At 71.8% G+C, this 25,601-nt stretch carries 26 protein-coding genes; 9 read left to right on the plus strand and 17 right to left on the minus strand.

The window, feature by feature from the left end:
- On the plus strand, positions 1-687 hold a 687-nt coding region (locus tag FB600_RS17775; RefSeq protein WP_145768427.1), incomplete at its 5' end, for an IS3 family transposase.
- Between the two features lie 129 nt (positions 688-816).
- A complete protein-coding gene (locus FB600_RS17780) occupies positions 817-1,521 on the plus strand; it encodes a glutathione S-transferase N-terminal domain-containing protein (protein WP_025098776.1) in 705 nt (234 codons plus the stop codon).
- A 73-nt stretch (positions 1,522-1,594) separates the two neighbouring features.
- Here the strand turns inward: FB600_RS17780 and cobM are convergent, their stop codons facing one another.
- The 3 genes from cobM to cbiE all read right to left on the minus strand — a co-directional run bounded on the left by cobM (position 1,595) and on the right by cbiE (position 4,342).
- Complete coding sequence (gene cobM / locus FB600_RS17785) at positions 1,595-2,329, minus strand: precorrin-4 C(11)-methyltransferase (RefSeq protein WP_013697919.1); 735 nt, start codon at positions 2,327-2,329, stop codon at positions 1,595-1,597.
- A 70-nt stretch (positions 2,330-2,399) separates the two neighbouring features.
- A complete protein-coding gene (locus FB600_RS17790; RefSeq protein WP_105851296.1) occupies positions 2,400-3,125 on the minus strand; it encodes a cobalt-precorrin-6A reductase in 726 nt (241 codons plus the stop codon).
- The gene (cbiE, locus tag FB600_RS17795) at positions 3,125-4,342 is read right to left on the minus strand and encodes a precorrin-6y C5,15-methyltransferase (decarboxylating) subunit CbiE (protein ID WP_145757218.1); all 1,218 of its coding nucleotides are present in this window, start codon (positions 4,340-4,342) and stop codon (positions 3,125-3,127) included. Before cbiE ends, FB600_RS17790 begins: the two co-directional genes overlap by 1 nt.
- A gap of 347 nt (positions 4,343-4,689) precedes the next feature.
- Here cbiE and cobG point away from each other — a divergent pair, with 347 nt between their 5' ends.
- Genes cobG through cobJ form a run of 4 tightly spaced genes read left to right on the plus strand, consistent with a single transcriptional unit; the run spans position 4,690 to position 9,306 of the window.
- Complete coding sequence (gene cobG, locus FB600_RS17800; protein WP_145757223.1) at positions 4,690-6,126, plus strand: precorrin-3B synthase; 1,437 nt, start codon at positions 4,690-4,692, stop codon at positions 6,124-6,126.
- Between the two features lie 5 nt (positions 6,127-6,131).
- Positions 6,132-6,758, plus strand: coding sequence for a precorrin-8X methylmutase (locus FB600_RS17805; protein WP_013697915.1), 627 nt, complete (start codon positions 6,132-6,134; stop codon positions 6,756-6,758).
- Positions 6,755-7,525: a precorrin-2 C(20)-methyltransferase gene (locus FB600_RS17810; protein WP_145757217.1), complete on the plus strand. Its 771-nt coding sequence runs from the start codon at positions 6,755-6,757 to the stop codon at positions 7,523-7,525. The genes FB600_RS17805 and FB600_RS17810 overlap by 4 nt, the downstream gene beginning before the upstream one ends.
- Positions 7,513-9,306: a precorrin-3B C(17)-methyltransferase gene (gene cobJ, locus FB600_RS17815; RefSeq protein WP_145757216.1), complete on the plus strand. Its 1,794-nt coding sequence runs from the start codon at positions 7,513-7,515 to the stop codon at positions 9,304-9,306. Before FB600_RS17810 ends, cobJ begins: the two co-directional genes overlap by 13 nt.
- Positions 9,307-9,386: 80 nt before the next feature.
- On the opposite strand, the gene FB600_RS17820 is transcribed toward cobJ, so the two are convergent.
- The 3 genes from FB600_RS17820 to FB600_RS17830 are packed head-to-tail and all read right to left on the minus strand — an operon-like array spanning position 9,387 to position 11,967.
- Positions 9,387-10,184: an ABC transporter ATP-binding protein gene (locus FB600_RS17820; RefSeq protein WP_145757215.1), complete on the minus strand. Its 798-nt coding sequence runs from the start codon at positions 10,182-10,184 to the stop codon at positions 9,387-9,389.
- Positions 10,181-11,305, minus strand: coding sequence for a FecCD family ABC transporter permease (locus FB600_RS17825; RefSeq protein ID WP_098154091.1), 1,125 nt, complete (start codon positions 11,303-11,305; stop codon positions 10,181-10,183). Before FB600_RS17825 ends, FB600_RS17820 begins: the two co-directional genes overlap by 4 nt.
- Positions 11,302-11,967 (minus strand): ABC transporter substrate-binding protein, encoded by a 666-nt coding sequence (locus tag FB600_RS17830; RefSeq protein WP_261383413.1) that lies wholly within the window; start codon positions 11,965-11,967, stop codon positions 11,302-11,304. Before FB600_RS17830 ends, FB600_RS17825 begins: the two co-directional genes overlap by 4 nt.
- Here FB600_RS17830 and FB600_RS17835 point away from each other — a divergent pair.
- Positions 11,938-12,219 (plus strand): sensor histidine kinase, encoded by a 282-nt coding sequence (locus FB600_RS17835; RefSeq protein ID WP_227742989.1) that lies wholly within the window; start codon positions 11,938-11,940, stop codon positions 12,217-12,219. The two genes, FB600_RS17830 and FB600_RS17835, sit on opposite strands and share 30 nt — an antisense overlap.
- 42 nt (positions 12,220-12,261) lie before the next feature.
- Here FB600_RS17835 and FB600_RS17840 read toward each other — a convergent pair whose 3' ends face one another.
- Both FB600_RS17840 and FB600_RS17845 read right to left on the minus strand, forming a co-directional pair.
- Entirely contained in the window at positions 12,262-12,855 is a 594-nt protein-coding gene (locus tag FB600_RS17840; protein ID WP_098180883.1) for a YbhB/YbcL family Raf kinase inhibitor-like protein, read from the minus strand.
- Positions 12,843-13,775, minus strand: a complete 933-nt coding sequence (locus FB600_RS17845) for an MBL fold metallo-hydrolase (RefSeq protein WP_145757222.1) — start codon at positions 13,773-13,775, stop codon at positions 12,843-12,845. The genes FB600_RS17840 and FB600_RS17845 overlap by 13 nt, the downstream gene beginning before the upstream one ends.
- A gap of 405 nt (positions 13,776-14,180) precedes the next feature.
- On the opposite strand from FB600_RS17845, the gene FB600_RS17850 reads away from it, so the two are divergent.
- Complete coding sequence (locus FB600_RS17850; RefSeq protein WP_096748985.1) at positions 14,181-15,284, plus strand: aminotransferase class V-fold PLP-dependent enzyme; 1,104 nt, start codon at positions 14,181-14,183, stop codon at positions 15,282-15,284.
- Positions 15,285-15,314: 30 nt separating this feature from the next.
- Here the strand turns inward: FB600_RS17850 and FB600_RS17855 are convergent, their stop codons facing one another.
- Both FB600_RS17855 and FB600_RS17860 read right to left on the minus strand, forming a co-directional pair.
- Positions 15,315-16,580: a styrene monooxygenase/indole monooxygenase family protein gene (locus FB600_RS17855; protein ID WP_096748986.1), complete on the minus strand. Its 1,266-nt coding sequence runs from the start codon at positions 16,578-16,580 to the stop codon at positions 15,315-15,317.
- 427 nt (positions 16,581-17,007) lie between these two features.
- On the minus strand, positions 17,008-18,207 hold the full coding sequence (locus FB600_RS17860) for a fumarylacetoacetate hydrolase family protein (protein WP_145757214.1): 1,200 nt from the start codon (positions 18,205-18,207) through the stop codon (positions 17,008-17,010).
- A gap of 134 nt (positions 18,208-18,341) precedes the next feature.
- Here FB600_RS17860 and FB600_RS17865 point away from each other — a divergent pair, with 134 nt between their 5' ends.
- The gene (locus FB600_RS17865; RefSeq protein WP_098154096.1) at positions 18,342-19,091 is read left to right on the plus strand and encodes an IclR family transcriptional regulator; all 750 of its coding nucleotides are present in this window, start codon (positions 18,342-18,344) and stop codon (positions 19,089-19,091) included.
- A gap of 51 nt (positions 19,092-19,142) precedes the next feature.
- Here the strand turns inward: FB600_RS17865 and FB600_RS17870 are convergent, their stop codons facing one another.
- From FB600_RS17870 to xylB, 7 genes are all read right to left on the minus strand, one after another.
- Complete coding sequence (locus FB600_RS17870; protein ID WP_096748989.1) at positions 19,143-19,385, minus strand: hypothetical protein; 243 nt, start codon at positions 19,383-19,385, stop codon at positions 19,143-19,145.
- A 17-nt stretch (positions 19,386-19,402) separates the two neighbouring features.
- Positions 19,403-20,791, minus strand: a complete 1,389-nt coding sequence (locus FB600_RS17875; RefSeq protein WP_098154097.1) for an FAD-binding oxidoreductase — start codon at positions 20,789-20,791, stop codon at positions 19,403-19,405.
- 62 nt (positions 20,792-20,853) lie between these two features.
- A complete protein-coding gene (locus tag FB600_RS17880) occupies positions 20,854-21,621 on the minus strand; it encodes an SDR family NAD(P)-dependent oxidoreductase (protein ID WP_227742990.1) in 768 nt (255 codons plus the stop codon).
- A complete protein-coding gene (gene rpiA, locus FB600_RS17885) occupies positions 21,618-22,382 on the minus strand; it encodes a ribose-5-phosphate isomerase RpiA (RefSeq protein WP_227742991.1) in 765 nt (254 codons plus the stop codon). Before rpiA ends, FB600_RS17880 begins: the two co-directional genes overlap by 4 nt.
- Positions 22,383-22,440: 58 nt before the next feature.
- Complete coding sequence (locus FB600_RS17890) at positions 22,441-23,286, minus strand: MurR/RpiR family transcriptional regulator (RefSeq protein ID WP_186467871.1); 846 nt, start codon at positions 23,284-23,286, stop codon at positions 22,441-22,443.
- Positions 23,286-24,032: a phosphoglycolate phosphatase gene (gph, locus tag FB600_RS17895; protein ID WP_145757212.1), complete on the minus strand. Its 747-nt coding sequence runs from the start codon at positions 24,030-24,032 to the stop codon at positions 23,286-23,288. Before gph ends, FB600_RS17890 begins: the two co-directional genes overlap by 1 nt.
- Positions 24,029-25,597 carry a xylulokinase gene (gene xylB / locus FB600_RS17900; RefSeq protein WP_145757211.1) on the minus strand — a complete coding sequence of 523 codons (1,569 nt, stop codon included), beginning with the start codon at positions 25,595-25,597 and terminating at the stop codon, positions 24,029-24,031. The genes gph and xylB overlap by 4 nt, the downstream gene beginning before the upstream one ends.
- Between the last annotated feature and the right edge of the window lie 4 nt (positions 25,598-25,601).

The following is a 25,601-nucleotide window of genomic DNA, read 5'->3' on the forward strand; positions in this document are numbered from 1 at the left end:
CTGGGCACCCGCAAACTTCATCATCTACTCGCGCCGGTTCTGGGCGAGTGTGGCATCAAGCTGGGCCGAGACCGGCTGTTCGATGTCCTGCGCGCTGCTCGGCTGCTGGTCGTGCCGCCTCGGGCTTATCACAAGACCACCCACAGCCATCACCGCTTTCGGCGTCACCCGAATTTGCTGAAAGCCGGGCCAGAGCAAGTCGTGCCCCAAGCGCCCGAGCAGGTTTGGGTCGCGGATATCACCTATCTGCCCACGGCTGGACCCTTCGTGTATCTGAGCTTGGTCACGGATGCGTTCTCACGCAAGATCGTCGGCTATCACGTCCATGACAGCTTGCAGGCCGAACAGGTCGGCCAGGCGCTCCAGATGGCCCTGCGCACGCGTCGCAGTCGCGCCTCGCTTATCCACCATTCCGATCGCGGCATTCAATATTGCTCAACCTATTACCAGGAGATTCACCGGCGTCACGGCCTGCGCTGCTCGATGACGGATGGCTACGACTGCTATCAGAACGCGCTGGCCGAGCGGGTCAATGGCATCTTGAAAGGTGAATTCTTATTGCATCGCCCCGCCGACTTGGATCAAGCCAAGAAGATGGTCGAACAGTCGGTGCATATCTACAACCATGAGCGGCCACATAGCGCCCTCAAATACAAAACGCCCGATGCGGTGCATCGGGCGTTCTAGCGTCTAACACTGTCAACCTATTTCAGGACTTGACAGGTGCGGCAGGGATCGGCCGGTGCCCGTCCTCCCCGGCAACCCTCCGCGCTTCGGTATACCATCGCGAAACCGCTAAACCCCATGAGCCATCCCATGAGCGACCTGTCCGCCTTCCCGATCACGAAAAAATGGCCGGCGCAGCACCCCGACCGCATCCAGCTCTACTCGCTGCCCACGCCCAACGGCGTCAAGGCCTCGATCGCGCTGGAGGAACTGGGCCTGCCCTACGAGCCGCACCTGGTGCGCTTCGACACCAACGACCAGTTCTCGCCGGAGTTCCTGTCGCTGAACCCGAACAACAAGATCCCCGCGCTGATCGACCCGAACGGCCCCGGCGGCAAGCCGCTCGGCCTGTTCGAATCGGGCGCGATCCTGCTCTACCTGGCCGAGAAGACCGGCCAGTTGCTGCCGGCCGATCCGGCCGCGCGCTACCAGACCATCCAGTGGCTGATGTTCCAGATGGGCGGGATCGGGCCGATGTTCGGCCAGCTCGGTTTCTTCCACAAGTTCGCCGGGCGCGAGTACGAGGACAAGCGCCCGCGCGAGCGCTACGTCGGTGAATCGAAGCGGCTGCTCGGCGTGCTGGAGACGCGGCTGGCCGCCAGCACCTGGATCGCCGGCGACGAATACACCATCGCCGACATCGCCACCTTCCCGTGGGTACGCAACCTGATCGGCTTCTACGAGGCGCGCGAGCTGGTGGAGTTCGAGCACTTCCCGAACGTGGCGCGCGCGCTGGAGGCCTTCGTGGCACGGCCGGCCGTGCAGCGCGGCCTGACCATCCCGGCGCGCGACTGACACGCGCCCTGCCCGGCCGTCGCGCTCGCGGCGGCGGCCGGCGCTTCGGGCGGGCCCGGTGCCCGCCCCTCCATCATGGCTTCGAAGCCTTCGCGTAGAGCGTCGAATCGGCGAAGCGATCGGTGTCGAGCACACGCCCGATCAGGATCAGCGCGGTCCGCTCGATCGCGGTGCCGGCAATCTTTCCCACGATATCGGCCAGCGTGCCCGTCACGCGCGTCTCGTCCGGCCAACTGGCGCGATACACCACCGCGATCGGGCAATCGTCGCCGTAATGCGGGCGCACTTCCTCGACGATCCTCGCCAGATGGCGCACGCCCAGATGGATCGCCAGCGTCGCGCGATGCGCGGCCAGCCCGCCCAGCGCCTCGCCCTCGGGCAGGGTGGTCTTGCCCGCGTAGCGCGTCAGGATCACCGTCTGCGCCACCTCGGGCAGGGTCAGCTCGACGCCGAGCGTGGCAGCGCAAGCCGCCGTGGCCGTCACCCCCGGCACGATCTCGTAGGGAATCCCGAGCGCCTTGAGGCGCCGGATCTGCTCGCCGATCGCGCCGTACAGCGAGGGGTCGCCGGAATGCACGCGTGCCACGTGCTCGCCGCGCGCGTGCGCCGCGCCCAGCAGCGCGACGATCGCATCGAGATCGAGCTCGGCGGTATTGACCACCGTGTGGGCCTGATGGCCGTCGAGCACGGCCTCGGGCACCAGTGAGCCCGCGTAGAGGATCACCGGGCAACTGCGCACCAGGCGCTGGCCCTTCACCGTGATCAGCTCGGGGTCGCCCGGCCCGGCGCCGATGAAATACACCGTCATCTGTGGTTTTCTCCTTGGGTTCCTTCGCTTGTCGCAGCGCCGGCGCCGGTCGCGCCGCGCCGGCCTGGCTTCATGCCTGGCGCAGCGCGGCGAGCGCCTGTGCCAGCGCGGCGGGATCGTCGAAGGCGCGATCGGCCTCGGGCAGCGCGGGGCGCTCGATCATCAGCACCGGCAGGCGCCGCTCGCGCGCCACCTCGAGCTTGGCCTCGGTGGCCGCGCCGCCGCTCATCTTGCTGACCAGCACGTCGACGCCGAGCAGGGCGAACAGCGCGCGCTCGTCCTCGAGCTTGAACGGGCCGCGCGCCGCGATCACCCGCGCGCGCGCATTGCCCGGATGCGCGTCGAGGCAGCGAATCACCCAATGCTGATGCGCGGGGATCTCGTCGAGATGCGCGAGCGGCTCGCGGCCCAACGTGAAGAAGGGCCGCCGATACGGCGCCAGCGCGGCCGTCAAGGCGTCCCAGCCGCTGACCATGCGCCAGTCGTCGCCCTCGCGCGCCCGCCAGGCCTCGCGGCGCAGCGCCCACAACGGCGTGCCGGTGGCGCGGCAGGCCTCGGCCGCATTGGCGCTGATGCGCGCCGCATAGGGATGGGTCGCGTCGACCACCAGGCCGATGCCGGCCTCGCTCAGCCAGGCGGCCAGCCCCTCGGCGCCGCCGAAGCCGCCCACGCGCACCGCGCAGGCCAGGTCCTCGGGCACCTTGCCGAGCCCGGCGAGACTGTAGACGTCGGTGGCGGCCAGCGTGCGCGCGAGCTTGAGCGCCTCGCCGGTGCCGCCCAGCAGCAGCACGCGCATCAGGCAGCCTCCCCGATTGGCTTGCGGACCTCGTACAGCGTGACCGGCAAGGCCTGCCGCCAGGTATCGAAACCACCGAGCGGCGCCGCATTGGCCAGCGCGATACGCGTGAGCGCCCCGCCGTGCTGCTCGCGCCAGGCCAGCAGCGCGGTCTCGGCCTGCAGGGTCACCGCGTTCGCCACCAGCCTGCCGCCCGGTTTCAGCGCGGCCCAGCAGGCGGCCAGCACGCCCGCCTCGCTGCCACCCCCGCCGATGAAGATCGCGTCGGGCGCCGCCAGCCCGGCCAGCACCTCGGGCGCGCGGCCCGCGACGATCGCCAGGCCCGGCACGCCGAGCCGCTCGCGATTGAAGGCGATGGTCTCGCGGCGCTCGGCATCGGCCTCGATCGCGATCGCCGCGCAGGATGGATGCGCGCGCATCCATTCGATGCCGATCGAGCCCGAGCCGGCGCCGACATCCCACAGCAGCTCGCCCGGCGTCGGCGCGAGCCGCGCCAGCGTGATCGCGCGCATGTCGCGCTTGGTCAGTTGTCCGTCGTGTCGATAGGCCTCGTCGGGCAGGCCCGGCGTGAGCGGCAGCGGTGGCGTGTCGGCCGCGCGCACGCAATCGAGCGCCACCAGGTTCAGCGCGGCCACCGTCCCGGCGCGCCAGCCCTGGGCAAGCGAGTCGATGCGCCGTTCGGCCGGGCCGCCCAGGTGCTCGAACACGCTGAGCCGCGTGGCGCCGTAACCGGCCTCGGTGAGCAGCCGCGCGAGCGCGGCCGGCGTGTTGCCGTCGGCGCTGAGCACCAGCAGGCGCCGGCCGTGATGCAGTTGCCGCATGAGCGTGGCCAGCGGCCGGCCCACGCAGGACAGTACCTCCACCTCCTGCAGCGCCCAGCCCAGCCGCGCGGCCGCCAGCGAAACCGAGGACGGCGCCGGCAACACACGCAGTTCCTCGGCCGGCAGTTGCCGCGCCAGCGTCGCGCCGATGCCGTAGAACATCGGGTCGCCGCTGGCCAGCACGCAGGTGGGCTCGGGTCGCCGCGCCAGCAGCGCCGCGATCTCGAACGGCCTCGGCCAGGGCTCGCGGCGCGCGCGCAGGCAGCCCGGCAGCATCGCCAGGTGACGCTCGCCGCCGACCACCACCGCCGCGTCGATCAGCGCGCGCCGGGCCCGCTTGCCGAGTCCCTCGAAACCGTCGTCGCCGATGCCGATCACCGTCAGCCACGCCGTCATGCCCTGCTCTCCATGCCTGTCCCACCCTCGTCCGATCGCTGTCCCCGATACGCCCGGCCCGCCTCGCGCGGGCACGCGCGGCGTATCTCGGCCAGGTGAAAGCAGGCATAATACAGCCTCGTTCGCCGGCACCCAATCCGCCCGAAAGCAGCCTGACGAGCCCGATGGCTTGCCCGCCGGCGGTTTTCGACACGCTGCCCGGGCAAGGCGCGGCGTGCCTCGCGGCGCTGCCGCCGGCACGCGCCGCGAGTGCCCCGGCCCTTGCCGGCCCGGCATCGCGATTTGATCCGGTGCGCTTTTTTATCCGTTCCTTGCCGTCCCAGAGCCCGCCCCTTTCCCCCACCCCACTGCCTGCCGATCGGCCGGCCGGGCACGCGCGCGCCGTCGATGCGCCGGCCGGCCCGCGTCCGAGCGCCTGCCCGGGCCTGGTGCGGGTTGTCGCGACCGGCGACGGCGGCCTGTGCCGCGTGCGGCTGCCGGGTGGCCGGCTCGACGCGGCCGCGGCCCGGGCGCTGGCGGCAGCGGCGCGCGAACACGGCTCGGGCGTGCTCGACGCGACCAACCGCGCCAACCTGCAGATCCGCGGCGTGCGCGCCGGCCACGAGACGGCGCTGGCCGCCGCGCTGATCGAGGCGGGGCTGGGCCCGCGCGAGGACGACACCACGAACCCCGGCAGCCGTGCAGGCCAGCGGCCGGATCTCGCCGCCGCCGCGCTGCGCGACGACGTCCGCAATGTGATGCTGAGCCCTGCCGCCGGCCGCGATCCGGCCGCGCTGGCGGACACGCGCGCGCTCGGCGCCGCCCTGCTCGACCGACTGCAGGGCGAACCGCGTTTTGCCGCGCTGTCGCCGAAATGCTCGCTGTCGATCGACGGCGGCGAAGCCCTGGCCGAACTCGCGCATCCGCACGACCTGTGGTTCTCGGCCTATCGCGATGCGAGCGGCGCCCTGCGCTACGCCTTCGGGCTGGCCGGCCATGCGCCGGTGGCGGCCGACGACCCGCCGGCGCTGGCCTCGGTCGCGCCCGAACAGGTGGTGGACTGCGCGCATGCGCTGCTGCTGGCCTTCCTCGAACTGGCGCCGAAGGACGCCAGGCGGATCCGCGACGCGCTCGCGAGCCTGAGCGCCGAGCAGTTGCTCGCGCACGCCGCCGCGCGGCTGATGCCTGCCCCGCGGCACGACGCGGCGCTCAGGCAATGGCGCCGCGCGCCGGCCGATCTCGCTCGTCGCTTCGGCATCCACGACGAAATGAATGCCGCCACGCGCCAGCTCGGCGGCCAGGTTCCGCTCGGCCGGCTCGATGCGGCGACACTCGAGGCGCTGGCGGCACTCGCCGAGCGCGACGGCGACGGCACGCTGCGCTTCACGCCCTGGCAAGGCGTGCTGCTGCCGGCCGTGCGCGAGCCGGCAGCCGAAGCCGCGCTGGCCTCGCTGGCCGCGCTCGGCGTGGTCTGCACCGCCGACGCGCCGCTGGCGCACCTGGTGGCCTGCGCCGGCAGCACCGGCTGCGCGCGCGCCCAGGCCGACACCAAGGCCGACGCGCGGGCCCTGGCCGCGCGCCTGGCCGAACACGGCGCCGCGCCGCTGGAACTCCACCTGAGCGGCTGCCCGCGCGCCTGCGCGCAGCCCTGGCCCGCCGCCGCGACCCTCCTCGCGGTGGACCCGGGCCGCTACGACCTTTACCGGCGCGACGGCGGCAGCGGCTTCGGCCGGCTCGCCGCGCGCCATCTGACGATCGACCAAGCCGCCGCGATGCTCGCCGCATCGCCGCGCCATCAGGACTGAACCGAATGCTCGACTACCTTCGCGACGGCCAGGAAATCTACCGGCAATCGTTCGCGACGATCCGCTCGGAAGCCGATCTCTCGGCGATCCCCGCCGACCTCGAAAAACTCGCCGTGCGCGTGATCCATGCCTGCGGCATGGTCGACATCGTCGCCGACCTGCGCTTCTCGGCCGGTGCCGGCCAGGCCGGCCGGGACGCGCTGGCCGCCGGCGCGCCGATCCTCTGCGATGCGCGCATGGTGGCCGAGGGCATCACGCGCGCGCGCCTGCCGGCCGCCAACCCGGTGCGCTGCACGCTCGGCGAGGCCGAGGTGCCGGCGCTGGCCGCGCAACTCGGCAACACCCGCTCGGCGGCCGCGCTCGAATTGTGGCGGCCCTGGCTGGCCGGCAGCGTGGTGGTGATCGGCAATGCGCCCACCGCGCTGTTCCATCTGCTCGACATGCTCGATGCCGGCGCGCCGAAGCCGGCCCTGATCCTCGGCTTCCCGGTCGGCTTCATCGGCGCGGCCGAGTCGAAGGCGGCGCTGGCCGCCGACAGCCGCGGCGTGCCCTACGTGGTGGTGAACGGCCGCCGCGGCGGCAGCGCGATGGCGGCGGCCGCCGTCAATGCCCTGGCGACGGAGGTCGAATGAGCCACGGCGAGACTCGCTCCGCAGCGAGCCGGCAGGGCGCCGCGCACGGCCGCCTGTTCGGCATCGGCGTCGGCCCCGGCGACCCGGAGCTGCTGACCCTGAAGGCGGTGAGGCACCTGCGCGCCGCGCCGGTGGTGGCCTACTTCGTCGCCAAGGGCAAGAAGGGCAATGCCTACGGCATCGTCGAGGCGCATCTGCACGAGGCGCAGCTGCAATTGCCGCTGGTCTACCCCGTCACCACCGAGGCGCTCGAGCCGCCGCTCAGCTACGAGCGCGTGATCGCCGACTTCTACGACACGGCGGCCGAGGTGGTGGCCGCGCATCTCGATGCCGGGCGCGATGTCGCCGTGATCTGCGAGGGCGACCCGTTCTTCTACGGCTCCTACATGTACCTGCACGACCGGCTCGCGCATCGCTACGACACCGAGGTGGTGCCCGGCGTGTGCTCGATGCTGGGCGGCGCGGCCGTGCTCGGCGTGCCGCTGGTCTATCGCAACCAGACGCTCTCGGTGCTCTCCGGCGTGCTGCCCGAGGACGAGCTGCGCGCGCGGCTGGCCAAGGCCGACGCGGCGGTGGTGATGAAGCTGGGCCGCAATTTCGACAAGGTGCGGCGCGTGCTCGACGAGCTGGGCCTGGCCGGCCGCGCGCGCTACGTCGAGCGCGCCACCATGGCCAGCCAGCGCATCGTGCCGCTGGCCGAGGTCGATCCGATGGCCTCGCCCTACTTCTCGCTGCTGGTGGTGCCGGGGGAAAAATGGCAAGGCTGACGGTGGCGCCGGCGATCGTGGTGCTCGGCGCGGGCGCGCTGCCGGTGGCCGAGCGGATCCGCGCGCGCTACCAGGGCGCGACGATCCACGCGCTGGCGGGCCGCGCCGAGGGCGACGTGGCGTTCAGCGAGCTCGGCGCCCACCTGCGCGCGCTCTATGCGCGCGGCAACCCGGTGGTGGCACTGTGCGCGGCCGGCATCGTGATCCGCTGCGTGGCGCCCTGCCTGGCCGACAAGGGCGTCGAGCCGCCGGTGCTGGCGGTGGCCGAGGACGGCAGCGCGGTGGTGCCGCTGCTGGGCGGGCTGACCGGCGTGAACCTGCTGGCGCGCGAGATCGCCGAGACGCTCGGCATCGCGCCGGCCATCACCACCAGCGGCGAGCTGCGCTTCGGCGCCTGCGTGCTCAATCCGCCCGAAGGGTATGCGCTCGCCGATATCGGTGCCGGCAAGCGCTTCGTTTCCGATCTGCTGGCCGGCGCGAGCACGCGCGTGGACGGCGCCGCGCCCTGGCTCGAGGGCGTCGCGCTGCCGGTCGACGCGGCCGGCTCGCATGCGATCCGCGTCACGCCCCGACGCGCCGGCGGCGCCGGCTCCGGCGAGTTGCTGATCCATCCGCGCAGCGTGGTGGTGGCGCTGGCCGAAGGGTTCGCACATCAGGCCGAATCGCTCGCCGCGCCGGCCCGCGCCGATCACGAAGCCGGCAGCAATCCGCTGGCGCGCCGGATACTCGACGCGCTCGCGGCCGCGGATCTCTCGCCGCTCGCGCTGGCGGCGCTGGTCGCGCCGCGCCAATGCATGCGCGAGGCAGCGCTGGCGCGAGCCGCGCGCGAGCTCGGCGTGCCGCTGCGCTTCGTCGCCAGCGAGGCCGCCACGGCCGACGCCGCCGCCCTGCTCGGTGCCGCGCTCGCGGCCGGGTCGATCGACGCGAGCCCGGCAATCACACTCAGCGACGACGACGGCAAGCCTTCGACGTCCCTCGCGATCGCGATCGCCGAAGCCCCCGTCGACGCCAACCGGCTCGGCCAGGCGCGCGGCTCGCTGACGGTACTCGGCCTCGGCCCCGGCCGTGCCGACCTGCTGGCGCCGGCCGCGCGCCTCGCGCTGGCCGAGGCCACCGACATCCTCGGCTACGCCACCTACGTGCGCATGGCCGGTCCGTTCCGCGCCGACCAGCGCGTGCACGAAACCGACAATCGCGAGGAACTGCAGCGCGCGCGCCATGCCTTCGAGCTGGCCGCGCAGGGGCGCCGCGTGGCGATGGTGTCCTCGGGCGACCCGGGCGTGTTCGCGATGGCGGCGGCGGTGCTGGAAGCGCTCGACGGCGCCGGCGAGCCGGCTTGGGACGAGGTCGCGCTGGAGGTGGTGCCCGGCGTGTCCGCCGCGTTCGCCACCGCGGCCGAGGCCGGCGCGCCGCTCGGCCACGACTTCTGCGTGATCTCGCTGTCGGACAACCTCAAGCCCTGGGGCGTGATCGAGGAACGACTCGCGCTGGCCGCGCGCGCCGACCTGGTGATGGCCTTCTACAACCCGATCTCGAAGGCGCGGCCCTGGCAGCTCGATCGCGCCCTGGAGATCCTGCGCGAGATCCGCGCCGCCGACACGGTGGTGGTGCTCGGTCGCGACGTCGGCCGGCCCGGCGCGAGCCTGCGCAGCCTCACGCTGGGCGAGCTGCGCGCGGCCGACGTCGACATGCGCACCATGGTGATCGTCGGCTCCTCGAAGACGCGGCGCTTCGCCCGCGCCGAACGCGAGTGGATCTACACACCGCGCTTCTACGACTGAAACGATCGGCATGAAAAAACGGCCGGCGCCGCGCGATGCGGAGCCGGCCGTTGCTTTTCACGACGGCTTCGGGGCGCGCCTCAGGCGCCCGGCGCCAGCCCGTCGATCATCACCTGCCGATGCCCCTGCGAGCAGGGCTCGATCCGCGCCCTCACGCCGAACACCTCGGCCAGGCTTTCCGAGGTCACCACCTCGGCCGGTTCGCCGAAGCGCTCGATGCGCCCGCGATGCAGCAGCATGGCGCGATCGCAGGCGCGCATCGCCGCGTTGATGTCGTGCAGCACCACCACGGTGGCGATGCCGCGTTCGCGCGTGAGCTCGCGCAGCACCTGCATCACATGGAACTGGTGGTTGAGGTCGAGCGCCGACAGCGGCTCGTCGAGCAGCAGCACCTGCGGATCGCGCACCAGCGCCTGCGCGATGCCGACCAGTTGCCGCTGGCCGCCCGACAGCTCGTCGAGCGAACGCGCCGCCAGCGCGCCGATCCCGAGCCGCGCCAGCACCGCGTGCGCGATCGCCAGGTCGCCGGCCGGCGGCTGGCCGCGCAAGGCCGCGTCGCGCGTGGCGCGGCGCGCCACCAGCACCGATTCGAGCACCTGCAGGCGCACCCCGGCCGGCAGCGCCTGGGGCAGGTAGACCACGCTGTGCGAGCGCGCGCTGCGCGCCGACAGCGCCAGCGTCTCGCCGTCCAGCGTGAGCCGCCCGGCGCTGGGGGTGGTGAGCCCGGCCAGCACGCGCAGCAAGGTGGACTTGCCGCTGCCGTTGGGCCCCAGCAGCGCGGTGATCATGCCGCGCGGCAAGGGCCCGGCCGACAGCTCGCGCGGTACCTCGCGGCGGCCGTAGCGCACCGATACGCCGTGAATCGCAAGTCCCTTCATTGCGCGGCTCCCTGCGAACGCACCACGATCGCCAGGAACAGCGGAATCCCCACCAGCGCCGTGACGATGCCCACGGGGATCAGCACGCCCGGCACGATCAGCTTGGAGGCGATCGAGGCCAGCGACAGCATCAGCGCCCCGCACAGCAGGCTGCCGGGCAGGTAGAAGCGATGGTCCTCGCCGAACACGGTGCGCGCGATATGCGGCGCGATCAGGCCGACGAAGCCGATGGTGCCGACGAAGGACACCGCCAGCGCCGACAGCACCGCCACCCGCAGCAGGGTACCGAGCCGCAGGCGCCGCACGTCGATGCCGAAGCTGGCCGCGCGCTCCTCGCCCAGCCGCAGCGCGGTGAGCGCCCAGGCATTGCGCATCGACAGCGGCAGCGCCACGGCCAGCGCCGCCGCGAGCACGCCGATCTTCTGCCAGTCGGCGCGCGCCAGCGAGCCCAGCGTCCAGAACACCAGGCCCTGCAGCGCATCGGCCGAGGCGATGAACTGCATCAGCTCGACCAGCGCATGGAACGAGAACACCAGCGCGATCCCCATCAGCACCACGCCGGCCGTGCTCATGCCGCGCCAGCGCGCCACCAGGTCCAGCAGCATCGCCGAGCCGAAGGCGAACACGAAGGCGTTGGCCGAGATCAGCCAGGTCTGCGGGATGTGCGGCAGCGTCAAGTCGAGCACGATCGCCAGCGAGGCACCGAAGGCGGCCGCCGCCGACACGCCGAGCGTGTAGGGGCTGGCCAGCGGATTGTTGAGGATGGTCTGCATCTCCGCGCCCGACAGGCCGAGCGCGGCGCCCACCACCAGCGCCATCACCGCGTAGGGCAGGCGGATCTGCCAGACGATCACGAGGTTGGCCGGATCGGCCTGCGCGGGCGCGAACACGGTGCGCAGCAGCGTGGCCAGCGGCAGGCCCGAGGGGCCCGAGCCGAGGTCGAACAGCAGCGAGCCGGCGATCAGCAGGCTCACCGCCACCAGGCACAGCGCGCGGCGCCGCGTCAGGCGCGCGTAGGCGCGACGCGCCTCGCCGTGGTCGGGCACGGGCGCGTCGGCGGCGAGATGTTGCGAGCCGGCCGCGGCCGACGCCGCCGCCGCGCCCGGCGCGGGCGCGCTCATCGCGCCGCCTGCTGGCCGGCGGCCGGCAGCGGCGTGTCGACCCATTCGGTGCCCGTCACCGGCACCGCCAGGAAGCGCCGGTACAGCTCGGCCTGGGTCGCCTTGACGTCGAGCGCCTTGAAGCGATCCGGGTAGAACCACTTCGCGAAGGCCTCGATCGCGATGATGTTGTAGGGCGAGTCGTAGTAGTCGTGGGCGATGCCGTGCACGCGGCCCTCGTGGATCGCCTTGATGGTGTCGAAGCCGGGCCGCGCCACCAGTTGCGCGAGGCTGGCGCGCGCGTCCTGCTCGCCGGTCTGCGCGCCGAAGCGCAGCGAGGCCAGCCCCGGCTTGGTGCGCGAGCCGGTGGCGATATAGACGTCGGGCCGCGAGGCGATGATCTGCTCCATGCTCAGGTCGCCGAGCACGCCGGGCAGCAGGTCCGCCGCGATATTGCGGCCGCCCGCGGCACTGATGAATTCTCCGAAGTTGCCCTTGCCGGCGGTGTGGCAGCAGCCTGCATCCCACACGCCCGCCAGCATGTCGATGAACACCTTGGGCCGCTGCGCCTCGGGAATCGCGCCGACCACCTGCTGCACGCGCGCCAGGTGCTGCTGGTAGAAGGCGAGGTAGTCGCTGGCGGCCTGCTCGCGATGCAGCACCTGGTCCACGTCGACGAGCACGGCGGCTCGCTGCGCATCGTGATTCGGGATGGCGGGCCGGGCTTGCCGGACCCGGCGCTGCTCGAGCGCGTGTTCGAGCCTTACTTCCGGGCGGGCGGCCGCGAAGGTCGGCCGGCGCCGGAAGGTACCGGGCTGGGGCTGACCATCGCGCGCGGCATCGCCACCGCGCATGGCGGCACGCTGGCGCTGAAGAATCGCGTCGAAGACGGGCGGATCGCGGGGCTCGACGCGGCGCTGGTGTTGCCGAGGTAGCCGGCTCGCACCAGCGCCGCGATTCGCTAGCGTCGAGCGCCCTCAATCGCCGGTCGGCGCGCGACGGTACCTGGCCACATACTTCGCCTGGGCAATGACTTTCCCATGCATCTGATAGGCGACGACAGCGGGACTCGCCGCCGGAGCCACATCGATTCGCGCCACGTCGAGCGCGGACGCCGTCACGACATATCGATGCGATTCCCCCTTGGGCGGGCACGGTCCACCGTATGCGGATTCGCCGAAATCCGTCAAGGTCTCGACCGCGCCCGCCGGCAAACGCTTCGGATTGCCGGAAGCACCGCTTTCGAGCGACGATTCGGAAGGCGGGATGTTGACGACCGCCCAATGCGTCCAGCCCAGTCCTCCGGTCGGCGCATCGGGGTCGAAAATCGTCACGACCAGGCTCTTCGTGCCGCGCGGAACGTGAGCCCATGAAATGCGTGGCGATACGTTCTCCCCGTGACAGCCGAAACCTCCATACACCTGCTGATTCGAAAAGTACCCGTCGCGCAGGCCGTCGACCTCGATCGTGAACGACTCCGCGCGGGCTGCCGCGGGGGTCAGCGCCAGCGCAACGAACGCGCATGCGATGACGGACAGGGAAGTCTTCGCTCTCACGGTCAGTAGTCCCATACCACCGGCACGAAATGGAAGCCCTGGCCCTGCCTGGCCACGTGACCGATGGAGGGGAACGCGACGTGCGCGGCGGCCAGCAGGGCGCCGGTTTCGGCGGCTTCGTCGAGTAGCGCGACACGCACCTGCGCCGCCTCTTCGGGATCGTGCTCGAAGCCGTTCTGCCAGTCGGGATGGTCGAAGTTGACCTGGAAGATCGCATCGCCGACGAACGTCAGTTTTTCGCCGCCGGATGCCACGTCCACCACGCAGTGCCCCGGCGTGTGCCCGCCCGTCACGCGCGCCGACACACCCTTGGCCACTTCCACCGCCTGATCGAACTGGACGATGTTTTCGCCGTAGATCTCCACGAAGGTCGCGGCCGCCTTGCGCAGGGCGGGAGGCACGGTCTCCGGCATCACCGTCTTGCTGAAGTCCGGATCCTGCCAGAACGCCACTTCCCTGGCCGACACGTGAATGCGAACGTCCGGGCGCAGCCTGGCCTTGACGCCGGCAACGTTCAGGCCGCCGACGTGGTCCATGTGCATGTGCGTGATCACGATGTCGGTAATCGCGGCCAGGTCGATACCGGCCGATTCCAGGCGCATCACCGCCCGGCCGGCGCGCGTGAAATAGTCGAAACCGTCGCCCACGCCGGAGTCGATCAGGATCAGCCGGTCGCCGCTGCGCACCAGCGCGATATTCAGCGCCCAGTCGAACATGTCACGCTGCAGGAAACGGCCGTCGAACCATGCGTTGCGCTCGGCTTCGCCGACGTTGGTCGACATGGTGGAGGTGGGCAGCGGCAGGACGCCGTCGCTGATCAGCACGACGTCGAGCTCGCCCACGCGCACGGCGTAGCGGGAAGACACGAGCTCGCCTGCCTCTTGCCCGCCGAGCCTGGCGATGACCGGCCGCACATTGCGAATTGTTTCGCTCATTTTCAATCGTCCAGTTGAGTCGTTACGGTGAGCCGCGCTGCACCGCGCGATGCGCTTCGCCGGCACGGCCACGAGTGTCGCGCGCTTCGTTTTCCTGCTTGTCGAAAGCGCGCGTGACAGATAGTAGTCAGCGGGAGCGAACGCCAGTAGCACCGCGAATGCCCACCCGACGTTGTCCGGACGACAACAATCCACCGTGGATGGACGCAGGCGCCTGAGGGTCGATCTCGCTGCCAGCTTGCGAGTTCGCCGCCGACGCAGGACGCCCCAACTTCGCATCGACGCTACTGGCTGCGCGCCGCGCCTCGAGCGCGGCGCCCGGCGTGTCAGACTGATCGATTCCCGGCGTGTGCCGCGCCGGACCTGTCCATCACGGGCCGCCCGCGCCCCGCTCTCGCGCTCGCCATGATTCGCCTCGATTCCCATCTGCTGCTCGATCCGCCGCCCTATCCGGACCACGGTTACGCGCGGCTCGCCGATCGTCTCAAGCACCTGCTCGCCACGCGCGGCGACCTGCTGTTCATCCAGGCCGAGGCGATGCTCGCGCTGGAGGCGGTGGCGACCAGCCTGGCGCGGCCCGGCCTGGTGGCGCTCAATGTCGTCACCAGTCCCTACGGCGCCTGGTTCGGCGCGTGGCTGCGGCGCGGCGGCGCCAGCGTGCACGAGGTCGCGGCGGAAGCGGGACAGGCGATCGAGATCGAGGCCGTGGCGGCCGCCGCCGAGGCGCTCGGGCACATCGACCTGCTGGCCGCCGTGCATGCCGAATCGTCGACGGGCGCGCTGAACCCGCTCGCGGCGCTGGCCGCGCTGGCGCGTTCGCGCGATGCGCTGTGCGTGGTGGATGCGGTGGCCTCGGTCGGCGGCCACGAGCTGGCACTCGACGCGCTGGGGGTCGATATCGCCGTGATCGGCCCGCAGAAGGCGCTGGCCGGGCCAGCCGGCATCTCGGCGGTGGCGCTCAACGCGCGCGCCTGGGAGCGGCTGGCCGCGCCCGCCGATGCGGCGCCTTCCAGCCTGTCGCTGGCCGGGCTGCGCCGCGACTGGCTCGACCGCGGCCGCGGCGCGCTGCCGGGCACGCCCGCGCCGCTCGAATTCCATGCACTGGAAGCCGCGCTCGACCGGATCGAGGCGGAAGGCATCGCGCAGACCGTCGCGCGTCATGCACGGGCCGCGCGCGCCTGCCGCGACGCATTGCGCGCGCTCGGCGTGAGGCCCTGGATCGCGCGCGACGAGGCCGCCTCGGCGCTGGTCACCACCGCGCCGGTGCCGCCCGGCATCGACGGCGCGCTGCTGATCTCGCATGCGCGCCGCCACGGTGTCGAGCTCACGCCCGGCGTCGGCGAGATCGCCCCGCGCGTGCTGCGCCTGAACCACACCGGCCTGCGCGCGACCGAGGACGCCGTGCACGCGAGCATCGTCGCCTACGGCAGCGCGCTCGAACAGCAGCGGCATCCCGTCGATCTCGACGCGGCGGGCCAGGCCATCACCGAGGCCTACGCGGCCGCGTGAGCACGACGCTCGACGTCGCCCCCGCCCTCGTCAGGCCCCCACTGAATAACGCAAGGCATCGCAGGCATCGGGATCGGTCCAGGCCGGAAACAGGCTGGACGGGTCGTCGAAGCCGTCGGCGATGCGCGCGGCCAGCGCGGGGTTGCGCTGGGCCGCGCCGAACAGGCCCAGCACGTGCGGCGCCGGCGCCATCAGCAGGGAATTGCTCCACTGCACCGTGTAGACGGCCTCGCGCCAGTAGGCGGCGAACGTCGACAACATCCAGTCATGGCCGAACGGCAGGCTGCCGCGCGCGCTGATCGAGGCCACGTAGCTCGCGCTGCACTTGACCGCGCTGTTCGCGCCCTGCCCCGTGATCGGATCGTGCAGCACCACCGCGTCGCCCATGCCGAGCACGGCGCGCCCGGAAGGCAGGATGGCGATCGGATGACGCACGGTGGGCGTGACCGAGCCGGTCAGCGTGCCGTTCGCGTCGGTCAGCTCGACATAACGGCAGGCATCGAGCTCCCAGGGCGTGAAGCGCCGCAGCAGTTCGAGCGAACGGCTCAGGTGGGCGGTGGCCGAGCGCACGTCGCGCCAGCGGTCCAGCGGGCCGCCCGGCACGGCCTCGAACACCGCCACGTGGCAGGGCCCGGAATGCGTCAGCGCCGGCATCACGAAAATCTCGCCGGCCCCCGGCACGACATTGAAACTGACCGCGTCGGCGGGCCCGACGCGGCCGTCGCAATGCAGGAAGGTCAGTGCGAGCGAGCGCTGCGGCCCGCGGAACACCGAGCGCACCGCGTCGCGCTCGAACAGTTGGCCGAGCTCGCCCTTGCCGGTGGCCACCAGCACCAGCTCGTGCGAGGCGGCCAGCTCCTCCAGCATCGCCACGTCGGCGGTGGCGATGCGCACCTCGGCCCCCTTGGCGCGCACGCTGCGCAAGGCGGCGGCGAACTTGATGCGCTGGTCGATCGCGGCCGCACCGCGCGTGAGCGCCCCGCGCCAGGCGATCGCCTTGCCGTTCGGGCTGTGTGGATCGGCCACCGCGAAGCCGATCGCGTTGATCGGCGGACAGGCGTCGCGGCCATGCTCGATGCCGGCCTCGCGCTCGAGCCGCAAGGCGCTGCCGAACAGGCACTGGCTCGACATCACGCGGCCGCGCTCGACGTCGTCCGCATCGCGCTCGGCCACCAGCGTGACCGCGTGCCCGCGCGCGAGCAGCGCCAGGCTGGTCTGCAGGCCCGCCTGCCCCGCACCGACCACCGCGATCCTGCGGCTGGCTCCCGCGGGCAGGGGCTTGTCCACTTCCTTCATTCCATGACTCCGTCTCTTCGTTCAGCGGCGGGCGCCATGCCCGACCTTGCGGGGGCGTCGCGCGCTGGTGTTGTTGCGTGTACCTGATGCTGAACACGCGAGAGCCGGCGATTATTCCGCTCGATCGGCAGAATTCGGAACAGCGGTTCGAAACGGAAAGGACGACAGCAGGGAAGACGGAAGGCGCGGCGGGAAGCGAGGGAAAGCGAGGGGAATGGTCAGCGGATTGCCCGGCTCATCGTCGCGGCATCGGCGATGCTTCGGATACCGATGTGCTTCGACGAAGCAGGATGGCTCGGTTCGAGGTCCGCGCCGGCTAGCACCGCGCCGGTGCGGCGTGCCGGCGTGGACGAACCGGGCAGGCGGCGGCATGCATCGCGCGCCGCCGCCAGAGGGGAAGCCAACAAGGAAGCGGGGAAAAGCCGGCTCAGCGCACCAGGCCGCGCGCGGCGAGATTGCGGAACAAGGCGCGCGTGCCGAATTCCCAGGGCGCGACCTCGGTGCACAGCGAGACGCGATTGACCAGCGCGCCCAGCGAGGCCGTCGAGATCCGCACGCTGTCGCCCAGGTGGTGCGTGAAGCCGGCACCGGCCTGGTCGCGATCCTGGATCGGCGAGAACATGGTGCCGAGGAACAGCATGAAGCCGTCCGGGTATTGATGGTGCGTGCCGCAGGTCTGCGCGACCAGGTCGAGCGGATCGCGGCTGATCTCGGACATGTGGCTCACGCCGTCGAGCACGAAGCCGTCCTCGCCCTCGATGCGCAGCGCGACCGAGGCCTGGCGTACCGTGTCGATCGTGAAGCGCGTGTCGAACAGGCGCACGAAGGGGCCGATCGCGCAGGAGGCGTTGTTGTCCTTGCACTTGCCCAGCAGCAGCGCCGAGCGGCCCTCGACGTCGCGCAGGTTGACGTCGTTGCCGAGCGTGGCGCCCACCGCCGCGCCGCGCGCATTGACGGCCAGCACCACCTCGGGCTCGGGGTTGTTCCAGGTCGAAATCGGCAGCAGCCCGACCTCGCTCGCGAAGCCGACCGCCGACATCGGCTGCGACTTGGTGAACACCTCGGCGTCGGGGCCGATGCCGACCTCCAGGTATTGCGACCAGACGCCCCGCGCCTGCAGTTCGCGCTTGAGCTTCATGGCCGCCTCGGAACCGGGCACGACCTGCGAGAGATCGGTGCCGATCGCATGCTGGATGGTGGCGCGCACTTCCTCGGCGCGGCTCGCGTCGCCGGCCGCCTGCTCCTCGATCACGCGCTCGACCAGGCTGACCGCGAAGGTCACGCCGCAGGCCTTGATGGCCTGCACGTCGCAAGGCGCGAGCAGACGCAGCGCGGGCGACGCCCCGCCATCCAGATGCGCGGCCAGCAGCTCGCGCGCCGAACCGAGCGACTCGCCCTCGGCCTGCCGGGCGTAACCGGCCGGGTCCGCCTGGTCGAACAGGTCGGCCGTGGTCGGCGCCGCCGCCGTGATGTCGAACAGCTCACCGCCGCGCACCACCACCACGCTGGGGCCCTCGAAGGCCGCGGTCTTGCGCCAGACACGGCCGACCAGCAGCGCGTCGTCGAGATCGGCGGGCAGCAGGGCGTCGATCGTGTGGGCTTGGGTCGAGGGGATCGGGGCGTTCATCGATGTCTCCAGTTTGGGATGCGCACGATGCTACGGGCGCCCTGCCAGGCTGTCCAAGGGGCCGGCGTATAATCCAGCCCACTGGACACATCGACCGGCGTCGCCAGCCGGCGCCCGCCAACGACGAGGCCGCGATGCCCGACAAACCGACCGACGTGCCCGCCATCGCGCGGGTCCACGACATCCTCGAGGCGCTCAAGACGAGCCGCCGCCCCACTTCCGCGAAGGACCTGCTGGCGCTGACCGGCATGCCGCGCAGCACGCTGTACCTGACGCTGGAGGCGCTGGAGCGGCGCCAGTGGCTGGTCAAGATCGGCGACGGCTACGCGATCGGCGTGGCCCTGTTCGAGATCGGCAGCACCTACCTGCTGGCCGACTTCACGCTCGACGCATTCCGCCGCGAGGCCGCCTGGTTCGTGGCGAAGCACAACGAGGCGGTGCAGATGGCCGTGCTGGATCGTGCCGAGGTGGTCTACCTGGCGCGAGAGGATCCGTCGCGCGCGGTGCGGTTGGTCTCCGACATCGGCTCGCGGCTGCCGGCGCATTGCTCGGCGCTCGGCAAGGCGCTACTCGCCAGCCTCGACGACGAAACCGTGCAGATGATCATGCCGACGCGGTTGCGCGCGCTGACCGAGCAGTCGCTCACGCGCCGCGCCGACCTGCTGGCCGCGCTGGCCGAGGTGCGCGAGCGCGCCTACGCGATCGAGCGCGAGGAAGCCTGCACGGGGCTGGCCTGCCTGGCCGTGTTCGTGGGCGTGTCCTCGGCGGGCAAGCGGATCGCCGTCAGCACCAGCGTGCCGGTCGACCGGCTCACGACGCAGCGCGAGACGCGGCTGCTGGTCGACCTGACCACGCTCGCGCAACGCGTGGCGCGCGGGCTGTGACGACGAGCTGCCCGTCAAGGCCGCCACCAGCGAGCCCGCCCGCCGCCCCGCCTAGGCCGCCCGGCGCCGCCTGGGCTCGCGCCCCGCGGCCAGCCGCGCCTCGCGCACCGCGCGATCGAAACTCTCCTCGGTGGCGACGTGCCGGTGATCGACGCTGACCAGCCACTGGCCGCCCGCCTGGCACCAGCGGATCCGCCGCTCGTCCACCAGCAGGGAGAACCAGCGCCACAGATCGGCATCCTGCGCGTTCGCGTCGGTGGCGGCGTGGCGACGCGCGTGATCGAACCCGTTCATCCCATCAGGCTCGCCGGCTAGAAGATCTTGCCGGGATTGAGCAGGTTGCGCGGGTCGAGCGCCTGCTTGATGGCGCGCATCGCGGCGATATCGGTCTCGCGCCGGCACTGCCCCAGGTACTCGCGCTTCTTGGTGCCGATGCCGTGCTCGGCCGAGATCGAGCCGCCGAACTCGCCGGTGATGGCGTAGACGATCGCGTCGATCTCCTCGTGGCGATGCCTGGCCATGCCCGGCACGTCCACCACGACATGGATGTTGCCGTCGCCGAGATGCCCGTAGGTCATCACCAGCGCGTCGGGCCAGCGCGCGCGCAGCCCCGCCTCGAGCCGCTGGGCGGCCTCGCCGACCTGGGCGATCGAGAAACTCACGTCGTAGGCGGCGTGATCGGGAATGAAACGCGGGTACTCGCCCGGCGCATCGCGGATCGCCCAGAAATCGCGGGCATGCGCCTCGGACGAGGCGATCGCCGCATCGGCCACGACCCCCTCCTCGAGCATCGCGCCGAGGAACTCGACGAAGCCCTCCTCGTGCCGCGCCGGATCGGTGCCGACGCTTTCCAGCAGCACGTAGAACGGATGCGCGCCCGCCAGTGGCGCGCGCAGGTTCGGCAGATTGGCGAGCACCGCGTCGTGATAACCGGCCCACATCACCTCGAAGGCCGACACGCCGGCGGCGAGCCCCGCCTGGGCGCGCGCCAGCAGCGTGGTGACCGCCGCGAAACCGGGCAGCCCGCACCAGGCGGTGGCCACCGCGGTGGGCCGGGGCCGCAGCCGCAGTACCGCGCGCGTGATCACCGCCAGCGTGCCCTCGCTGCCGATCAGCAGGTGGCGCAGGTCGTAGCCGCTGTTGTTCTTGATCATCTTGTCGAGGCCGCCCACCACCTCGCCGCTGGCCAGCACCGCCTCCAGGCCGAGCGCCTGGTCGCGCATCATGCCGTACTTGATGACGCGATTGCCGCCCGCGTTGGTGGCCAGATTGCCGCCGATCGTGCAGCTACCGCGCGCGCCGAGGTCGAGCGGGAAATAGAAGCCGGCCGCGGCGGCGGCGTCCTGCACGGTCTGCAGCACCGCGCCGGCCTCCACCGTCATGGTGCCCGACACGGCATCGATCTCGACGATGCGGTTCATCCGCTCCAGGCTCAGCGCCACTTCGCCGCCGCGCGCGTTGGCGCTGCCGACCAGCCCCGTCAGCCCGCCCTGGGTGACGACCGGCAGGCCGTGCCGCGAGCAGATCGCCAAGGCCCGCGATACCTCCTCCGTGCCGCGCGGACGCAGCAGCGCGCGCGGCCGCGCCCCGCCGATGCCGCTCCAGTCCTCCACGCGGCGATCGCCGAACTCCTCCGGCAGCGCGACGATCTGCGCGCCGAGCGCGTCGCGCAACGCGGCGACGCCTTCCTCGATGGTCATGATGGTTCTTTCCGCAATTGAGTCGATGGGTCGATACGATTTCCGGCTGCGCTGCCCTGCCCTCACCAGACCGTGTAGCCGCCGTCCATCACCAGGTCCGTGCCGGTCACGAAGGCGCTCGCGCGCGAGGCCAGGAAGATCACCCCCGGCGCGATCTCCTCGGGCCGCGCCATGCGAGCGAGGGGCGTGCCGCCGAGCCATTGCTCGCGCCAGGCTTCGTTGTCGAAGCCGCGCTGGGTCAGCTCGGTGCCCACGTAGCCGGGCGAGATGGAGTTGACGCGAATGCCGTCGGCGGCCCATTCGGCGGCCAGCGAGCGCGTCAGGTGGATCACGCCGGCCTTGGAGGCGTTGTAGGACGCCTGCGGCTGCGGCTTGTTGACGATCGAGCCGCTCATGCTGGCGATATTGACGATGCGCCCCGAGCGGCGCGGCAGCATGTGGCGCGCCGCGCTGCGCGCGCAATAGAACACCCCGTCGAGATTGACGGCCAGCACCGCGCGCCAGGCCGCGTCGTCGGTGTCGAGCGCGGGCGCGTTGCGCACCACGCCGGCGTTGTTGACCAGCACGTCGAGGCGCCCGTGGCGCGCCACCACCGCGTCGAAGGCGGCATCGACCGAGGCCGAGTCGGTCACGTCGAGCTGCACGAAACCACCGCCGATCTCGTCGGCCGCGTGCTGGCCGAGCGCGGCGTCGCGATCGGCGATCACCACCGTCGCGCCGGCCTCGGCCAGGCCGCGCGCGATGGCGCGGCCGATCCCCTGGGCGCCGCCCGTCACCACGCAGATGTCGCCGTCGAGCCGGAAGCTGTCGAGCATCGCGGGCCCGCTCACGACGCGCTCCCGGCGAAGCGCACGATCTCGGCGCGGCCGTCGGCGTAGCCGACGATCATCTCGCTGGCGATGCCGACGAACAGGCCGTTCTCGACCACGCCGGGAATCGCGTTGAAGCGCGGCGCGAGCGCGCGCGGCTCGGCGATCGCGTCAAGATGGCAGTCGAGGATCCAGTTGCCGCTGTCGGTCACCACCAGCTGCCCGTCGCGCATGCGCCGCTCGATCCTCACCCCGGGCGCGAAACCGGCCGACACGAACAGTTCGCGCAGCAGCCGTTCGGTGCTCTGCCAGCCGAACGGGATCACCTCGATCGGCAGCGGGAACCGCCCCAGCGTGTCGAACACCTTCTTGTCGTCGACCACCGCCACCATCTTGCGCGAGGCCGCCGCGACGATCTTCTCCCACAGCAGGCAGGCGCCGCCGCCCTTGATCATGCTGCCCTCGCGGTCGATCTCGTCGGCGCCGTCGATGGTCACGTCGAGGCGGTCGATCCGGCCGAGGTCGGTGAGCGGCACGCCGAGCTCGAGCGCCAGCTCGCGGGTGGCGTTCGAGGTCGGCACGCCGACGATCTCCAGGCCGTCGCGCACGCGCGGCGCGAGCGCGCGCACGAACCAGTGCGAGGTGGTGCCCGAGCCGAGCCCGACCTTCATGCCGGATCTCAGGTAGTGGTCGACGGCCTTGATGCCCGAGACCAGCTTGGCCTCGTCCTGCCTGGTGGCGGGCTGCAGGTGGGCATAACCCGGTTCGATGTGCGTGCTCAATCTCGTCTCCGTTCTGAAGGGTCGGCGGATCTCGCCGGCGCCATGCGCGGCGCCGGGCTCAGTCCATGAATTTGTCGGTGAACCAGGGGTCGAGCGCGGCCAGGTTGTCGGGCAGCTCGCGCCCTTGCCTCAAGCCCAGCATCGCCACCAGCATGTTGACCACCAGCAGGTGGTTGATGCGCGCGGTCAGCGGCGTGTACAGCTCGGTGTTCTCGTAGGCCGGCACCGCGATGGTCAGGTCGCAGGTCTGCGCCAGGCGCGAGCCGGGCGCGCAGATCGCGATGGTCACCGCGCCCCTGCCCTTGGCCATCGCCGCGGCCATCACCAGCGACTTGGTGGAGCCCGAATGCGAGAAGAACACCGCCACCTCGTCGTCGCGCAGGGTGGGCGCGAGCAGCAGCTGGCGCTGGCTCTCCAGCACCACGCGGCAATGCAGGCCGAGCCGGAAGAACTTGTGCTCGGCGTCGAAGGCGATCGTCTCGGAGATGCCGAGCCCGAACAGGAAGATTCCCTTGGCGGCGATCAGGTGCGTGACGGCGCGCTCGATGGCGGCCGAATCGACGTCCGAGGCGAAGCGCTGGATCGCGTGCAGCGAGTTGTTGACGATCTTGCCGCAGACGTCGGCCGGCGTGTCCTCGCCGGTGATCGCCTCGTAGTCGAACGGCGCCTGCGGAATCAGGCCCTGGCCGAAGCGGACCTTGAAGTCCTGGTAGTCGGCGCAGTCGAAGCGGCGGAAGAAGCGCACCACGGTCGGGTCGCTGGTCTGCGCGGCCTCGGACAGCTCGGCCATGCTCATCTTGAGCGCCGCCTCCGGCGCGTTCAGCAGCACGTCGGCGATGCGCATGGTGGCGCCCGTCAGCGACGGACGTTCCAGCGCGATGCGGCGCAACAGGTCGTTTTTCATCAGGCTCCCGGCACGCGCGCGGCATTGAGCGCCGCGCAGCGTGTCACAAGTTCGGTAAAGGATTCGAGGCGCGCGCCGGCCGCCACCGGCACACCGGAGCCGGTGCCCCAGTTGACGATCAGGCAGCGCACGCCGGCCGCGTCCGCGCATTGCGCGTCGATGCGGGTGTCGCCCACGTAGAGCGTGCGCGAGGGCGAGGCCTCGAGCTGCTCCAGGGTGGCGAGCAGGTGGCGCGGATGCGGCTTGCGCTCGGCGAGCGTATCGCCGCCCACCACGGCTGTGAAGTATCGCGCGATTCCGAAGTGTTCGAGCACGGCCAGCGCCAGGCCTTGCGCCTTGTTGGTACAGATGCCCAGCCGCAGGCCGGCCGCGTGCAGGGCCGGGATCGCCGCCAGCGCGTCGGCGTAGACGGTGGCATGCGCCACCGGATGGCGCCGGTAGATCGCCAGGTAGGTCTCGACGTCGGCCGCCACGCGCGCCGGCTCGAAGTGCAGGCCCAGGCCCCGGTAGAGCTTGTCGATCAGGCCGAACGAGCCCTCGCCGATGAACTGCTCGACGAAGCGGACCGTCTGCGGCGGCAGGCCGTGGGTGGCGAGCAGGCGGTTGACCGCCGCGGTGATGTCGGGCGCCGTGTCGACGAGCGTGCCGTCGAGGTCGAACACCACGGCCTCGACACCGGCCTGGCGGTCGAGCGGGTCGAGCTGGACGGGCGGCTGCCCGAGCGGGCGGCTGGCGGAACGGGTCATGGGCGCGTGGCCTCCGGTGAGGGCCGGCCGGGGTCGCGGCCGCCGAGGGATGCGGGCGGAGCGGGCTCCGCGGCGATCTGCTGGAACACGGGGCGCAGCGTGTCGTAGAGCGTGCGCAGCGTGTCGAAACGGGCGTCGTAGAGCGCGCCGAGCCTGCTGTCGGGCGCCACGCGCGAGGTCACGGCCAGCGCGCCGGCCGCCTCGTCGAGCGAGGCCCACCAGCCCGCGCCGACCCCGGCCGCCAGTACCGCGCCATAGGCGCCGCCCTCGGCCGCGCCGGTGACGGTGGCCACCTCGCGCTGCAGTACATCGGCCAGCAGCTTGAGCCAGAACGGCTCGGCGGTGGCCCCGCCCGAGACGCGCAGCTCGTCGCAGCGCAGGCCGGCGGCGGTGCCGAGCGTGGCGATCGCGCGCAGGTTCAGCAGCACGCCCTCCATCACGCTGCGCACCAGGTGGCGCGCGTCGTGGCGCGGCGTCAGGCCGATCCAGGCGGCCCGGCCGTCGGCGGCCACGTGCGGACAGCGCTCGCCGAGCAGGTAAGGCAGGAACAGCAGGCCTTCCGAGCCGGGCGGCGCCGCCTTGGCGAGCGCGATCATGCGCGCGAAGTCCAGCTCGGGTTCGAGCGCGGCCAGCGCGCCGCGCAGCCATTCGAAGGCGCCGCCGGCCGACAGCGTCACGCCCATCACGTGCCAGCGCCCCGGCGCGTTGCCGCAGGAGATCTGCAACTGGCCGGTGGGCGCCGGGCAGGCGCGCATCGCGCCGGCCACGATGCCGGCGGTGCCGATCGTCATGCCGAGCGGGCCGCTGTCGATCACTCCCATCGAGGTGGTCTGGATCACCGAATCGCCGCCCCCGCCATACACCGGCGTGCCGGCCGGCAGGCCCCAGGCCTCGGCCAGCTCGGCGCGCAGCGTGCCGGCGCGCGCGGTGGATTCGAGCGCCTCGGGCACCAGATCGTCAGGCAGGTCGAGCAGGCCCAGCATCTCGCGCGACCAGGCCCGGGCGCGCACGTCGAACAGGCCGGTGCCCGAGGCATCCGAGACATCGGTCAGGTGTTCGCCGGTGAGCCGCAGGCGCAGGTAGTCCTTGGGATTGAGCATGCGCCGCATGCGCGCGTACAGCTCGGGCTCGTGCTCGCGCATCCACAGCAGCTTGCCGGCCGTGAAGCCCGGCAGCATGCGGTTCTGCACCTTGGCCAGCAGGCCCTCCAGGCCGCCGGCCAGCGCGGTGATGGTCTCGCATTGCGGCGCGGCGCGCTGGTCGCACCAGAGCAGCGCGGGACGCAGCACGCGGTCCTGTGCATCGAGCGCGGTCAGCCCGTGCATCTGGCCCGACAGGCCGATGCCGCTGACCGCGCATCGGTCCGGCAGGGCCGCCAGCACCTCGGCCAGCGCCCGCTGCGCGCCCTGCCACCACTGCTCGGGCTCCTGCTCGGCCCAGCCGGCGCGCAGCGAGATCACCGGATAGGCGGCCAGCGCCTTCGCGGCGACGCGCCCGGCTTCGTCGACGGCGATCGCCTTGCAGGCCGAGGTGCCGATGTCGAGTCCCAGAAGATAGCGTTCCATGGCC

The sequence above is a fragment of the Burkholderia sp. SJZ089 genome (assembly GCF_007828315.1).
Lineage (GTDB): Bacteria > Pseudomonadota > Gammaproteobacteria > Burkholderiales > Burkholderiaceae > Burkholderia > Burkholderia gladioli.

Excerpts from the sequence above, each read along its gene's own strand:
- FB600_RS17780 (WP_025098776.1), top strand. The coding sequence starts at position 817 with ATGAGCGACCTGTCCGCCTTCCCGATCACGAAAAAATGGCCGGCGCAG.
- cobM (WP_013697919.1), bottom strand. The coding sequence starts at position 2,329 with ATGACGGTGTATTTCATCGGCGCCGGGCCGGGCGACCCCGAGCTGATC.
- FB600_RS17790 (WP_105851296.1), bottom strand. The coding sequence starts at position 3,125 with ATGCGCGTGCTGCTGCTGGGCGGCACCGGCGAGGCGCTCAAGCTCGCG.
- cbiE (WP_145757218.1), bottom strand. The coding sequence starts at position 4,342 with ATGACGGCGTGGCTGACGGTGATCGGCATCGGCGACGACGGTTTCGAG.
- FB600_RS17805 (WP_013697915.1), top strand. The coding sequence starts at position 6,132 with ATGCTCGACTACCTTCGCGACGGCCAGGAAATCTACCGGCAATCGTTC.
- FB600_RS17810 (WP_145757217.1), top strand. The coding sequence starts at position 6,755 with ATGAGCCACGGCGAGACTCGCTCCGCAGCGAGCCGGCAGGGCGCCGCG.
- cobJ (WP_145757216.1), top strand. The coding sequence starts at position 7,513 with ATGGCAAGGCTGACGGTGGCGCCGGCGATCGTGGTGCTCGGCGCGGGC.
- FB600_RS17820 (WP_145757215.1), bottom strand. The coding sequence starts at position 10,184 with ATGAAGGGACTTGCGATTCACGGCGTATCGGTGCGCTACGGCCGCCGC.
- FB600_RS17825 (WP_098154091.1), bottom strand. The coding sequence starts at position 11,305 with ATGAGCGCGCCCGCGCCGGGCGCGGCGGCGGCGTCGGCCGCGGCCGGC.
- FB600_RS17835 (WP_227742989.1), top strand. The coding sequence starts at position 11,938 with ATGCAGCACCTGGTCCACGTCGACGAGCACGGCGGCTCGCTGCGCATC.
- FB600_RS17840 (WP_098180883.1), bottom strand. The coding sequence starts at position 12,855 with ATGGGACTACTGACCGTGAGAGCGAAGACTTCCCTGTCCGTCATCGCA.
- FB600_RS17845 (WP_145757222.1), bottom strand. The coding sequence starts at position 13,775 with ATGAGCGAAACAATTCGCAATGTGCGGCCGGTCATCGCCAGGCTCGGC.
- FB600_RS17850 (WP_096748985.1), top strand. The coding sequence starts at position 14,181 with ATGATTCGCCTCGATTCCCATCTGCTGCTCGATCCGCCGCCCTATCCG.
- FB600_RS17855 (WP_096748986.1), bottom strand. The coding sequence starts at position 16,580 with ATGAAGGAAGTGGACAAGCCCCTGCCCGCGGGAGCCAGCCGCAGGATC.
- FB600_RS17860 (WP_145757214.1), bottom strand. The coding sequence starts at position 18,207 with ATGAACGCCCCGATCCCCTCGACCCAAGCCCACACGATCGACGCCCTG.
- FB600_RS17865 (WP_098154096.1), top strand. The coding sequence starts at position 18,342 with ATGCCCGACAAACCGACCGACGTGCCCGCCATCGCGCGGGTCCACGAC.
- FB600_RS17870 (WP_096748989.1), bottom strand. The coding sequence starts at position 19,385 with ATGAACGGGTTCGATCACGCGCGTCGCCACGCCGCCACCGACGCGAAC.
- FB600_RS17875 (WP_098154097.1), bottom strand. The coding sequence starts at position 20,791 with ATGACCATCGAGGAAGGCGTCGCCGCGTTGCGCGACGCGCTCGGCGCG.
- FB600_RS17890 (WP_186467871.1), bottom strand. The coding sequence starts at position 23,286 with ATGAAAAACGACCTGTTGCGCCGCATCGCGCTGGAACGTCCGTCGCTG.
- gph (WP_145757212.1), bottom strand. The coding sequence starts at position 24,032 with ATGACCCGTTCCGCCAGCCGCCCGCTCGGGCAGCCGCCCGTCCAGCTC.
- xylB (WP_145757211.1), bottom strand. The coding sequence starts at position 25,597 with ATGGAACGCTATCTTCTGGGACTCGACATCGGCACCTCGGCCTGCAAG.